Origin of the sequence: Shewanella sp. Sh95 (assembly GCF_001308045.1) — a bacterium.
In the GTDB taxonomy this organism is placed as follows: domain Bacteria; phylum Pseudomonadota; class Gammaproteobacteria; order Enterobacterales; family Shewanellaceae; genus Shewanella; species Shewanella xiamenensis.
Genome location: NZ_LGYY01000215.1, coordinates 31,264 through 43,930 on the forward strand (window position 1 = coordinate 31,264; position 12,667 = coordinate 43,930).

At 46.6% G+C, this 12,667-nt stretch carries 9 protein-coding genes and 8 tRNA genes; 11 read left to right on the forward strand and 6 right to left on the reverse strand.

All coding sequences use genetic code 11. The features are described 5' to 3' along the window. Window positions 1-62: 62 nt before the first annotated feature. From AEA42_RS15935 to AEA42_RS15945, 3 genes are all read right to left on the reverse strand, one after another. Entirely contained in the window at window positions 63-2,246 is a 2,184-nt protein-coding gene (locus AEA42_RS15935; protein WP_055648245.1) for an EAL domain-containing protein, read from the reverse strand. Between the two features lie 187 nt (window positions 2,247-2,433). Next, complete coding sequence (locus tag AEA42_RS15940; protein ID WP_037418691.1) at window positions 2,434-2,721, reverse strand: DUF406 family protein; 288 nt, start codon at window positions 2,719-2,721, stop codon at window positions 2,434-2,436. Between the two features lie 164 nt (window positions 2,722-2,885). Next, on the reverse strand, window positions 2,886-3,374 hold the full coding sequence (locus AEA42_RS15945) for a VC2046/SO_2500 family protein (RefSeq protein WP_055648246.1): 489 nt from the start codon (window positions 3,372-3,374) through the stop codon (window positions 2,886-2,888). A gap of 125 nt (window positions 3,375-3,499) precedes the next feature. Between AEA42_RS15945 and AEA42_RS15950 the strand changes: the two genes are divergently transcribed. The 3 genes from AEA42_RS15950 to AEA42_RS15960 all read left to right on the forward strand — a co-directional run bounded on the left by AEA42_RS15950 (window position 3,500) and on the right by AEA42_RS15960 (window position 3,910). Beyond that, a tRNA-Tyr gene (locus AEA42_RS15950) sits at window positions 3,500-3,584 on the forward strand. A 39-nt stretch (window positions 3,585-3,623) separates the two neighbouring features. Continuing rightward, window positions 3,624-3,708, forward strand: a tRNA-Tyr gene (locus tag AEA42_RS15955). A 117-nt stretch (window positions 3,709-3,825) separates the two neighbouring features. Continuing rightward, window positions 3,826-3,910 (forward strand) — tRNA-Tyr (locus AEA42_RS15960). A 198-nt stretch (window positions 3,911-4,108) separates the two neighbouring features. Here AEA42_RS15960 and queE read toward each other — a convergent pair. Next, entirely contained in the window at window positions 4,109-4,777 is a 669-nt protein-coding gene (gene queE, locus AEA42_RS15965; protein WP_037418685.1) for a 7-carboxy-7-deazaguanine synthase QueE, read from the reverse strand. 188 nt (window positions 4,778-4,965) lie between these two features. Here queE and queC point away from each other — a divergent pair, with 188 nt between their 5' ends. Both queC and rrtA read left to right on the forward strand, forming a co-directional pair. Beyond that, the gene (queC, locus tag AEA42_RS15970) at window positions 4,966-5,682 is read left to right on the forward strand and encodes a 7-cyano-7-deazaguanine synthase QueC (RefSeq protein ID WP_055648247.1); all 717 of its coding nucleotides are present in this window, start codon (window positions 4,966-4,968) and stop codon (window positions 5,680-5,682) included. Next, window positions 5,679-6,296 (forward strand): rhombosortase, encoded by a 618-nt coding sequence (gene rrtA, locus AEA42_RS15975; protein ID WP_055648248.1) that lies wholly within the window; start codon window positions 5,679-5,681, stop codon window positions 6,294-6,296. The genes queC and rrtA overlap by 4 nt, the downstream gene beginning before the upstream one ends. Window positions 6,297-6,436: 140 nt before the next feature. On the opposite strand, the gene uvrB is transcribed toward rrtA, so the two are convergent. Both uvrB and AEA42_RS15985 read right to left on the reverse strand, forming a co-directional pair. After that, window positions 6,437-8,458 carry an excinuclease ABC subunit UvrB gene (gene uvrB, locus AEA42_RS15980; protein ID WP_055648249.1) on the reverse strand — a complete coding sequence of 674 codons (2,022 nt, stop codon included), beginning with the start codon at window positions 8,456-8,458 and terminating at the stop codon, window positions 6,437-6,439. A 711-nt stretch (window positions 8,459-9,169) separates the two neighbouring features. Continuing rightward, on the reverse strand, window positions 9,170-9,373 hold the full coding sequence (locus tag AEA42_RS15985) for a hypothetical protein (RefSeq protein ID WP_011622825.1): 204 nt from the start codon (window positions 9,371-9,373) through the stop codon (window positions 9,170-9,172). A 586-nt stretch (window positions 9,374-9,959) separates the two neighbouring features. Between AEA42_RS15985 and AEA42_RS15990 the strand changes: the two genes are divergently transcribed. The 6 genes from AEA42_RS15990 (at window position 9,960) to AEA42_RS16015 (ending at window position 12,619) form a co-directional block, all read left to right on the forward strand. Then, window positions 9,960-10,035 (forward strand) — tRNA-Asn (locus AEA42_RS15990). Between the two features lie 47 nt (window positions 10,036-10,082). Beyond that, window positions 10,083-10,158, forward strand: a tRNA-Asn gene (locus tag AEA42_RS15995). Between the two features lie 30 nt (window positions 10,159-10,188). Continuing rightward, window positions 10,189-10,264: transfer RNA gene (locus tag AEA42_RS16000), tRNA-Asn, on the forward strand. 46 nt (window positions 10,265-10,310) lie between these two features. After that, window positions 10,311-10,386 (forward strand) — tRNA-Asn (locus AEA42_RS16005). 47 nt (window positions 10,387-10,433) lie between these two features. Further along, a tRNA-Asn gene (locus tag AEA42_RS16010) sits at window positions 10,434-10,509 on the forward strand. A 205-nt stretch (window positions 10,510-10,714) separates the two neighbouring features. Then, entirely contained in the window at window positions 10,715-12,619 is a 1,905-nt protein-coding gene (locus AEA42_RS16015) for a GGDEF domain-containing protein (protein ID WP_055648250.1), read from the forward strand. Window positions 12,620-12,667: the final 48 nt, after the last annotated feature.

Below are 12,667 nucleotides of genomic sequence, written 5' to 3' on the forward strand. Positions count from 1 at the left end.
TAAAATAAAGGCAATCAATTGATTGCCTTTATTTTTTCATCACATCAATACGAACATCTGGTTTAGTGGGCGATAAAACTCGATTGTTTCGCGGCCAGCAAAAACTGCGCAAACTCGGGTTCTCGCAGGGCTGGACTGTATAAATATCCCTGTGCCTGATGACACAAACTCTTGGCTAAAAACGCCTCCTGCTCAACGGTTTCTACCCCTTCTGCGGTCAAGGAAATATTGAGCGCACTCGCCATCGCAATAATGGCCGAGACGATTTCTTGGCTTTCGCGGCTAATCGTCAAATCTGAAATAAACGAGCGATCGATTTTTAACTTACTGATAGGAAACTGTTTAAGGTAGCGCATCGAGCTGTAACCCGTCCCAAAATCATCGATAGCTAAGCCTACCCCCAGTTCAGCCAACTCCTGACACAATAAGGTCGCATGGCGAATATCGCCCATGAGTTCCGTCTCTGTAATTTCCAAAATTAAGGTTTTGGGCTTTAAACGATAACGGGTCAAGAGTTGCCATACTTGTTCATACAAATTACCACTAAAAAACTGCCGCGCAGACACATTAACATGCATGCTAAGATCGGCATTGTGATGCTGCCAAATATTCAATTGCCGACAGGCCGCCTCTAATACCCAACTGCCTATCGCATTGATCATCCCCGATTGCTCGGCAATATCAATAAACGCGCCGGGATATAGCACGCCTCTTTTGGGATGATGCCAACGAATAAGCGCTTCGGCACCGATATAAGTTTGCTGTTCGAGATCTCTTAAGGGCTGGTAATAAAGCTCAAATTGTCGACCGCGAATAGCACTATGCAAATCGCGTTCAATTTGCGCATCTTCCTTAAACGCACTCAGCAATGTACTGTTAAAGACTTGAATTGCTGTGCCCTTTTTCTTCTTCGCATATTGCACTGCAATATCGGCGCAGGTCAGTGGTGCAAATAAATTTGCCACCGACGCAATATCAACCACGGCCAGTGCGGGTTTAGGTTCCACTTGTTCACGGCCAATTAATATCGGCATGGCTAAATGCTGGTATAAGCGGGTGCTGATATAGTCCAGATCATAAACTGCGTTATCGTCGGTCAGTAATACCGCAAACTCATCACTACCGACACGAGCGATTTCAGTCGCTTTATTGATGTCTGAAAAATGCTTTAAGCGCCGGCCAATCTCAATCAACAGGCTGTCGCCATTTTCATGACCATAAGTATCGTTAAAACGCTTAAAGGCGACTAAATCGACTAGCAACAGTAGCCCATGTGTTGTTCGCTCGAGCACTCGATTAAAGTGACTGCGATTGTTAAGTCCAGTCAAGCTACAACGCCACGCCAGACGTTCCAACTCCGCTTTGTAGTTATGCTCATCCGTACTTTCTTCACCCGACACTAAAGCGTAATGATTGCCTCTATCGGTGATAAATTGGCTCACAACATATTTCAGCCAATAACGACTACCATCAGCACGATTAAATTGCACCTCACCTTTTGCCAGTTCACCTCTGAAAATTTTTGCTAAGGTCTGCTCAGCTAACGCATTGTGCTGTTTGAAAAAAGTTAAATCACGTAAATTAGTGCCAACGCTCCTGCTGCGCGAAATACCGCTAATATCCTGATGGGCTTGGTTAACGTACTCCACTTTTTCAGTGTGCAAGTTAATCAACATAGTCATTTGACGAGATTGCTCGGTGGCACAGCGAAACAGGCTTAAGCGCTCTTCTTTGTCATAGGTATGTTTGGTGGCCAGCGTGAGGGCCAATTGATCGGCCATTTGGCAGGCAAGGTGAATTTCGCTGTCGTGCCAATGGTGAGTCAGTTGCGCGCGCTCAAGGCAAAGCACGCCTTCGAGATGGCCATTAATGCGAATGCCAATCTCGAGACTAGATAAAATTTGCCGAGGGATAAAATAGTTATCGACTAACTCAGTCAAGCGCGGATCGATAAGCGTATTACTCGCATCAATATGGCGATGATTTTTGAGTTCATCTAAATAGCGTGGCAGCGTCTGCAACTGCGAAGGACGGTAAGTGTCTTGTAGGGCCATAGCGCCAAATTGCGCCACCAGGGATTGGCTCGATTGATCGGCGGAAAAAATCCAAACCGACACCAGAGAAACGGCTAAATTTTGGCAAAGTAGCTCAGTGGCTAACTCTGCGGTCTTAGTAAAATCCCCCTGCTGTTTAGCCGTGGAATGCACTAAAGACTCTAATAAATGCTGATGCTGACGTCGCTTCACTCTGATCCCTACAAAACTTCGTGTTGGGTAAAACGGTACTGCTGCGACTAACACACTAAAGAAGCGTGTTAATAGAGCCTATTTATCTTTATTTTCGTTGATGCAGATTACACTATCTACATTTAAAACAGCAACATCGGCCACACTTTATTACAAATTAACCTCGACTTGTATCACAGGGGTTGCGCTATAGACCATTCTCTAACTGGAAAATCATTTTTTCGACACTGACATCAAATACCAGTTTGAGCGTCACACCCGTTTCACCTCGAGTAACGCTCGCTTGCGTGTGTCGAAAACGTGTCTGGGCACGCTCAACCATCTTTGCCGCCTCATTTTCCGCCTCGCCACCCGTAAACTGTAACTCAAGCACAGTATCTTGTTCATCAATCACAGCACCGATGTCAACAAAGCTGCCGCAATCGGTACATGTGTCGTTTACTGTGGGGGTTTGTCCTGCAATGATACCTTTCATAGGGCTATCCTCTCTAATGGCCTCATGTTAAAAACTCAACATAAGCGACTCAACATTAATATCACTAACGACTAATTATAGGGAATGATGATGAGAGAGACTCTGGTATTGCTCACGCTTATTACCCGAAATAATACCTTTGATAATAAATAGCCTCAGTAGCATTAAGCACTGGCTAAGCGTGGGATCAAATTACGTTGGATCGCCAGTTGATCAGCAAAGTGCATGATTTCAACTTGAGGAGATTGCAATTGTCCACGCTGACGCAAGCGAGTTGTAAACTCACAGTTACTTAAGGCTTCGGCCATGGCGATGGGTTCACCACCTCGGATCACTAACGCTTCCGGTCGCAAGGCCTGTTGCAATTGAAATGCTCTTGCCCCTTGCTGCATAAACACGGCGCTATTGTCGATAATATGATTGTCTGAGGATAAATCCGCCACTAACGTTTGTTTTGGTGGTAATTCAAACTGACGTTGTAGTTTTTCGGCAGTATCGAGTTCTTTTTGCCATTGAAACTGCGCCATGTCCCTCGCGTCAGCAGACAATAGCGACAGCAACAGGGCAAACTCACCTCGCCTGTTGTGTTCGATTGCCGCATTTAAGCGGGAGCCAATTTGGGCCTCATTGATTAAAGGAACATCGATTTGCATAAAAAAACATCGCTAAAACAACTCGTTGTCAGTTAATCGACCAGTTGAACAAGAACTTTAGGAAAATTTTCATATTTAGACTTTACATGCCTAAGGTTTCTGACTACTATGGCGGCCGCAATTGAGGAGGGGTTCCCGAGTGGCCAAAGGGATCAGACTGTAAATCTGACGGCTCCGCCTTCGAAGGTTCGAATCCTTCTCCCTCCACCATTTGCACTAACAATTAGCGATGCTATAAAAGATACTCGTGGAGGGGTTCCCGAGTGGCCAAAGGGATCAGACTGTAAATCTGACGGCTCCGCCTTCGAAGGTTCGAATCCTTCTCCCTCCACCACTTTTATCTTCTGTGGTTCGTCAATCGTTAGTCTGCTGTAAACTTGCTTTACCCTTAAATCTGGCCAAGATTTAAGATGATTTTTAAGCGCAACTTAAAAGTCGGAAGAAAATATGTGGAGGGGTTCCCGAGTGGCCAAAGGGATCAGACTGTAAATCTGACGGCTCCGCCTTCGAAGGTTCGAATCCTTCTCCCTCCACCACTTCTTTCTCATATCACACTTTATCTCACGTTATTCCCCAAGTTTTCTTTCTAGCACACCAGCTAATTCGGACTTATTATTTATCGCTTAAATTTAGTGCCTTTAATCTATCGATTTTGCTCATAAAAAAACGCCCCATTCGGAGCGTTAAAACTATTTCTGAGCATTAAAGAGCAATGCAGTTGAGCTAGGTGGCGATTAATCGATATTCAAGTACTTATGGGTCTGAATCGATAAACGCCAGTTGCGAGCAATACACACCTTCATGGCTAATTCCGTCGCCCTTGGTTTTTGGCTGATCGGTTGCAAACAAATAGTTTTCGCTGACACATCAATCCCTTTGAGTAACTCATCGAGTTCGTCGATATGATGTTCGGTCGCTATCGGATGCTTTATCTCGTTGGCGCGGGTCAATGCCTGCGCTAACACCTTATAACCCCCTTTCATATTGATCTTGGGCGAAACAGTCACCCAGGTATCAGCATCACACTTCACCTCAAAGGTGCCACTGGTCTCGATTTGAGTGGCAAAGCCGGCAGCATGGAACGTGTGAGTTAATTCATGCAGATCGTACATACAAGGTTCACCACCTGTGATCACCACATGGCGCGCCGTGTATCCCTTAGCATTGAACGCCTCGATAAGACTCTGCGCCGTATGGTTTGCCCAGCGACCCACAGAACCATCGACGGTGATCACTTGTTCGGGTGACACCTTCTTATCCTCAAGCAGCTCCCAAGTCTGTTTGGTATCACACCAAGCACAGCCTACAGGGCAGCCCTGTAAACGCACAAAAATGGCGGGTACTCCGGTAAAGACACCTTCACCTTGAATAGTTTCAAAGACTTCGTTGACTGGGTAATTCATGCTAGCGTTCCGTTTTTCTGGGGCGGCAGTTATAGAGGATTTTAGCTGCAGCTGCAAGTTTTTACCGCTGCTAACAGAGTGATGCCAAGAGCCGAATGCCCGTCACCACACGCCAGCAAAAAGTTTTCAAGCCCTAGCACCTGGGTTACACTTACGCCCTATTTTTGTGTCACTCTAAAGTGGATCTTATGTCAGCATCAGTTTCAAAGGTCGTGGTCGTATTCAGTGGCGGACAAGACTCAACGACATGTCTTATTCAAGCCTTAACACAGTATGATGAAGTCCATGGGATCACCTTCGATTATGGACAGCGCCACCGTGAAGAAATTGACGTGGCGAAATCCCTCGCCCAACGCTTAAACATCACCAGCCATAAAGTGATGGATGTGAGCTTACTCAATGAGTTAGCGATTTCTGCCCTCACCCGGGATGCGATCCCTGTATCCCACGAATTAATGGAAAATGGCTTACCCAATACCTTTGTGCCAGGCCGTAATATCCTGTTTTTGACTTTGGCGGGGATCTACGCCTACCAATTAGGAGCAGAGGCGATTATTACCGGTGTCTGCGAAACCGATTTTTCGGGTTATCCCGACTGTCGCCACGACTTTGTCCGTGCGATGGAATCGGCACTGGTGCAAGGCATGGACAAAAAACTTGAGATCATTACGCCATTAATGTGGCTCAACAAAGCCCAAACTTGGGCGCTGGCCGATAAATACCAGCAGCTCGATTTGGTTCGCCACCATACCCTGACCTGTTATAACGGCATTGTTGGCGATGGTTGCGGTGATTGCCCAGCCTGTCATCTACGCAAACGAGGCTTAGAGGATTACCTGCAAAATAAAGCAGAGGTGATGACCTCGCTCGACAAGGCAACTGAAACGGGTAAACCGCAGGCGTGAGACTGGTGACGTTAACAAAACTCGGCCCCTATTGGCTGGCGCTTGTCGTCAGTCTGCTCTGCGCGCTCTTGTATGTTACGGGACTTTTTACCCCGAGCATAGATAACCTGCTCGCCTATCGACGCAGCGATATCAGTGACGGCCAGTGGTGGCGCCTGATCACAGGCAATCTGCTACATACCAATCATTGGCACCTGCTGATGAACCTCGCAGGATTATGGGTAGTGCTGTTTTTGCACCACTTTCATTACCAGCTTAAGGGATTAACCGCGCTGTTTATCCTGCTTTGTCTATTTGAAGGCATTGGTCTGTATTTAGGTTACCCACAATTATTAGGCTATGTGGGGCTAAGCGGCATGTTACATGGCCTATTTGCCTATGGCGCAGTCCAGGATATACACCGCAAAATGCGCTCGGGTTATTTGCTGCTGCTCGGCGTGATAGTCAAAGTCGGCCATGAACAGTTTTATGGCGCCAGTGATGATGTGACCGCCATGATTGGGGCTCGCGTGGCCACCGAGGCGCATTTAGTCGGCCTGATCTGTGGCTTAGTCTGCGCGCTTATGGTGTTTGTGTACCAACGAAGCAAATTCGCCAAGGAAACGCAGCGCTAATACCTCAAAGTTTGATTAATCCATACAAAAAAGCCGCCTCATATTGTTATGTTGGCGGCTTTTTATTAGGTAGTAAAGCTTGGTATCTGCTTGATTAATAACGCAGTCCTACGTCTAACTCAGCTAAGACACAGATTGAGTTAAGCCGTTATCAGCAACTCCCGTAAACGTTTCACCTCATCACGCAGGGCCGCCGCCTGTTCAAACTCCAAGTTACGCGCATGTTCATGCATTTGCTTCTCTAACTTGTCGATATCATGGCTAAGCTGCGCCGCATCGGCTTGATAACGTTTGGCTTTAGGTTCAGCCACTTTACCCAATGACGATGGGCTATAGCCCTTTTCAGTGTCTCTGCCATCGTCGATATCCATCACATCGGTAATGCGTTTGACCACGCCTTTTGGCACTATGCCATGCTCAAGGTTGTAGGCGTGTTGTTTCTCACGGCGGCGCTCGGTTTCACCCATCGCCTTGGCCATTGACTGGGTGATCCTATCTGCATAGAGGATAACCTTGCCATTGACGTTACGCGCGGCGCGACCAATGGTCTGAATAAGCGAACGCTCCGAACGTAAAAAGCCTTCCTTATCTGCATCGAGAATACAGACCAAGGAAACTTCGGGCATGTCTAAACCTTCACGCAGCAAGTTGATACCGACCAACACATCAAACTTACCGAGGCGCAGATCGCGAATGATCTCCACCCGCTCCACAGTATCGATATCCGAGTGCAAATAACGGACTTTGACGCCGTGCTCATCGAGGTATTCGGTTAAATCCTCCGACATGCGCTTGGTTAGGGTGGTAACAAGCACCCGCTCATTGACAGCGACACGTTTGGCCACCTCGGAGAGTAAATCATCCACTTGAATGCTAACCGGGCGCACTTCTAACTCTGGATCGAGCAAACCCGTTGGCCGAACAACTTGCTCTACAATCTCACCACCACTCTTATCCAGTTCGTAAGGGTTTGGTGTTGCCGACACATAAATGGTCTGCGGCATCAATTGCTCAAACTCTTCAAACTTCAGCGGCCGGTTATCCAGCGCCGAGGGTAAACGGAAGCCATATTCCACAAGCGTGGTTTTACGGGAGCGGTCCCCCTTATACATGGCGCCAATTTGCGGCACAGTGACGTGGGACTCGTCGATAATCAACAAACCATCGGCGGGTAAATAATCGAGCAAGGTCGGCGGGCCTTCACCCGGTGCACGACCCGACAGATAGCGGGAGTAGTTTTCAATACCGGAGCAATAGCCCAGTTCGACCATCATCTCAATATCGTATTGCACCCGCTCATGGATCCGCTGCGCTTCAATCAACTTATTGTTGTCGAGCAGATACTGCTTACGCTCGCGCAGCTCTTCTTTAATTAACTCGGTCGCTTCGAGGATTTTTTCCCGTGGCGTCACATAGTGGGTTTTCGGATACACTGTGGTGCGCGCGATACGCTTAACAATTTGCCCCGTTAACGGGTCAAACTCGCTTAAGCGTTCAATTTCATCGTCAAAGAGCTCGACTCGAATCCCGTAGCGGTCAGAGTCGGCGGTGAAAATATCAATAACTTCACCACGGGCGCGAAAAGTACCGCGCTGCAACTCGAGATCGTTGCGAGTATATTGCAACTCACTCAATCGCTTAAGAATATCCCGCTGCCCCATGGTATCGCCCTGGCGTAGGTGCAAAAGCATCTTCATGTAGGAATCGGGATCGCCCAGACCGTAAATTGCCGATACAGAGGCAATCAAGACGACATCCTTACGCTCCAACAAGGCTTTCGTCGCCGAGAGTCGCATTTGCTCGATATGGGCGTTAACCGACGCATCCTTTTCAATAAAGGTGTTCGATGCGGGCACGTAGGCTTCTGGCTGGTAATAATCGTAATAGGAGACAAAGTATTCCACCGCATTATTGGGGAAAAACTCTTTCATCTCACCATAAAGCTGCGCCGCCAGCGTCTTGTTTGGCGCCATAATAATGGTTGGGCGCCCCAGTTGGGCGATCACATTGGCGATAGTGAATGTCTTGCCCGAGCCTGTGACCCCCAATAGGGTTTGGCAAGCTAGGCCCGATTCCAGGCCATCGACCAACTTGGCAATGGCCGTGGGCTGATCCCCTGCGGGGGCAAATTGAGATTCAAGCTGAAAAACAGATTCTGACACGCGAACATATCCTTGTGGTTAGTCGCCCCATTCTAATCAACTCATCCTTTAAGCTCCAGCAGTTCTCCTTTAGAAGTCAAAGGGAGCATTAAGCCCTAAACCATCTGAATGACAGTTTGATGGACAGAAAATGAAACTTTTTGACCACGAGCTTTTAATGCTCAAATTGGCGATAAAACGCCCAAAAATACAGGAGAAATGCCAAATTAATACACAAGAGTCGACTTTCACTTGCTTACAAAATTGCAACCTCAAACAAGACCAAAAAAGATAAGGCTTGCAATTCATATCTATCTGATAAATATATTATTAAATTTTTATCGCCAAAATAGTGCAATTTAAGTCCATCGCACGTGCAGCAAGGCTTTGCCGCCTGTTTCAAGCCGCAACTCACAGGGTTATCCACAGAATTTGTTGATAAGTCGAAATTAGTGAGAAACCATGCGGGATTGAGGACTATTCCACCCTTAGCCCGCGCGCTCGTCGGGTTTGGTAATTTTATTACATTTGATAAATGTTACTACTTGTTACAACTATTAACATTCACAAAATCTGATTGATCTCCTGCTGTTACGCCTCTATTTGTGTTTTACAGCATAAAATGACAGCGTTTTCCGCTTTATCAGTATCAGTCAGTAGAATTGGAGCTATCTGTTCGCAGAAAATAGTAGAAAGTGAATATTCATGACCGAGGGATAACTTGATTAGCGCTTAAATTAAGTCTTCTGCAAGCGCGGCCGCAAAAAGCGCTTCGTCCGTAGAGGCAACCACAAAGAGGATTTCGGCTAAATCTTGGATTTTTTGAAAATCAGGATCATCTAAATGCATGGACAACTCACGGTACTGACGCAGTACATCTAAGGTTAAGGGCTGCTCGAGTAACGCTTCTGCTTGTTCTAATCGACTCATTGCCATTGTTTTCACCTCTCGATAAGTGTTTTGCCACTCGGCTGAGATGGGCTTCCCGCTGTCGCTTTAGGGATAACCAGTGGAAGCTGCAGTGCTGCCTAATATACCTACCGCATAATGTGCACTCTATAAATAGTCAGCACCTCATATTAGTATCTTATATTGTGAGCTCAGTAATTAATGCATCAGGTTAAGACTTACCAAGCGAGTGGCTGCATGACTGCGTAATGGTTTTGACCACAAAAGCATCGATTCGTTGCCACTCAAATAAACTTTATCTATTTAAGTCCGAGGTTTTTGAAATATCAAATGGGTCTCCCGCCAGAATAATGCCGAGAATTTAATCAACTAGGTCTATTTGCGCTTTTTGTCTCCCTTAAAAATCCCAAGTGTTTTTAAGATGAAGACACGCTATCTTACGAAAACATAAGTTATTTCTTCATCAAAATGCTGATTTTGGCACCACGATGCACATTAGATGAGCACTTAACAGCATAATTACACTTTTTTTAGTAACTCGAGTTGACTCATCCCACAGAGCGTTTTACTATGCGCTCCGTTCTCAACGAGTCATCGAGACGAGAGAAACGATTCCCCTGTAGTTCAGTCGGTAGAACGGCGGACTGTTAATCCGTATGTCACTGGTTCAAGTCCAGTCAGGGGAGCCAAATTTCAATCTCGATAAAAGTGAGGATGCAGTTAGGTAACTAACGATTCCCCTGTAGTTCAGTCGGTAGAACGGCGGACTGTTAATCCGTATGTCACTGGTTCAAGTCCAGTCAGGGGAGCCACTTAATTATCAAGCTGTTGCGTTAAACGATTCCCCTGTAGTTCAGTCGGTAGAACGGCGGACTGTTAATCCGTATGTCACTGGTTCAAGTCCAGTCAGGGGAGCCACTAACGCAAGACAACTTAAAGTCGATAGTAATATCGCATCATCTACTCCCCTGTAGTTCAGTCGGTAGAACGGCGGACTGTTAATCCGTATGTCACTGGTTCAAGTCCAGTCAGGGGAGCCACTTTAAAAGATGATATCTCAAGTCGATAGCAATATCGCACCCTCTACTCCCCTGTAGTTCAGTCGGTAGAACGGCGGACTGTTAATCCGTATGTCACTGGTTCAAGTCCAGTCAGGGGAGCCACTTTCTTATCGCAATACACACAATCCCCTCCTTTGTGACTCCGTTAAACTAATCGCTTTTCATTTCTGTTTTGCCTCAAATACAGTTACACTGTGATCTGCTTGTTAACCAAAATTTTGAGTATCATCACGCAGATAGGGATATTGACTGAGCATTCATTTAATATTCTGTCCGTAATACTGAGACACTTTGAGAGCGGATTTTTATGGCGATGTCTAAATCATATCCCATCTTTTTATTGCTGATTTTTTTAGGGCTGTTTGGTTGGATTTATCACAACGAAAATAACCAGCTCCAGGTCCAGCAACAACAAGAGCTCAGTAACTTCAAACAATACTTGGGTAATTTTTCCCAGTGGCAAGGCAATGGCGCCGAGCTCTATCAAACTATTTCTGCCCATTACCCGCTGCAGTTTTTTCAATATATTGATGATACCGATGGACAGCTCAATTACACCCAAGGTGAGCTCAATTCCCAGGGTTCGCATCCACTCTCTGGATTATTTGCCTTAGATTTAGCTCATACGCAAAAACTGGCCGCGGGTCGTTTGCAGGTAAAACTCAGTGCCGACCAAGCGATTGAGACAGCTATCGGCAGCACTCAGCAACTCGGCTTAGTATTGATACTCACCTACATCATACTCTTGGTTGTGTTTGTATTGCTTAACAACAAGTTAAGATCGGCTATCCGTTATGCGGCTGAGTATATTTCGCACATTCCAGAGATGAATTTTTCCGCCATTGAGTCCTCCAAACTCAATGGTGAAATGACGCCAGTGAGATTGGCACTCGAAGACTGCCGGCTGCAGCTCAAATCGCAAATGGATACCCTCACCCAAGAAAACCAGAAACTGCATAAGGTGGCTTATCAGGATCCGATCACCGGATTTGGCAGCCGCCCACGTTTTACCACTAAGTTAGAAAGTATTAGTAACCGCAGCGTGCCGCAACTTGGGCTGCTGGCCATGGTTAAAGCGACTGAGCTTTCCCATGTGAACCAGTTACAAGGTCGCTCCGCCGGTGACGATTATTTAGCCAGCGTCGCCAATTGTATTCGTAAGGCCTGTTCCAAATATCCCGATTCGGAATGCTACCGCGTCTCCAGCGCCGATTTTGCGATCTTTTTACCCGATTTAGTGTTAAAAGACGGCCCTAAATTTTTAGAACAACTTAAAGTATTCCTCGATGAATACCAGCAGATGACGAGAGCCGAATCTGTTGCGCACATTGGCTTAGTGCCTTACCAACAGGGTACGGATCCCGTTAACCTGCTCTCCTTAGCGGACACCGCCGTGAGCATAGCCCAAACCTTAGGCCCCAACAGTTTTCATATTCAAGAGAAACTCAATGGTGACGAGCAGTTTGGCGACGATCGTTGGAAAGTGGCAATCAACGACTTAATTAGCCGCCAAGCGCTGAAGTTTTTTCAACAACCCATTCAACCTTGCCGCAATGATGTCGAGGTCTACCGCGAGTTACTGGCACGCTTTTACAACAGCGAAGGCAAGTTTTTACCCACCACCACGGTTATCGCTATGGCCGAGCGCCACGGCATGAGCACCGAATTAGATAAACTCGTGGTGATCAGCACATTAAGAATGCTTAAAGAAAATCCGACCATTAGCGGTAACTTTGGCATCAATATCAGCGCTTTTTCGGCCCATCAAGAACTGTTTGTCGGCTGGTTGCGAGATGTTCTCGGCAAGCACAGATATATCGCCTCACGTCTAGTGTTTGAGATCAACGAGTCCGGTATGCAAGCCAATTTAGGTGCCAGCTATAAGTTCGTCCGAGAGGTTCACAGTGTCGGTTCGCGTGTCTCAATCGAGCGATTTGGGATGAGCTTTACTTCCTTCAAATTCTTCAGCGAAGTGCGCCCAGACTACATTAAGCTCGATGGCAGCTACACCTCATCAATCGATGAGGACAGCAATAATAAGTTCTTCGTGCGGATGATGGTGGATGTGGCAAGACGTATCGGCATTCGTGTTATCGCGACGAGTGTCGAGCGTCAGGAGGAAAAACTGACCCTCGAAAAACTGCTCGTCGATGGGCTGCAGGGCTATTATATTGCTCAGCCGCAAGCCATTACCTTAACTGACCAAATTTAAGCCAGCGCAGAGTTAACGGAGCGCGCAAATTTACAGTAAAGATAGTTA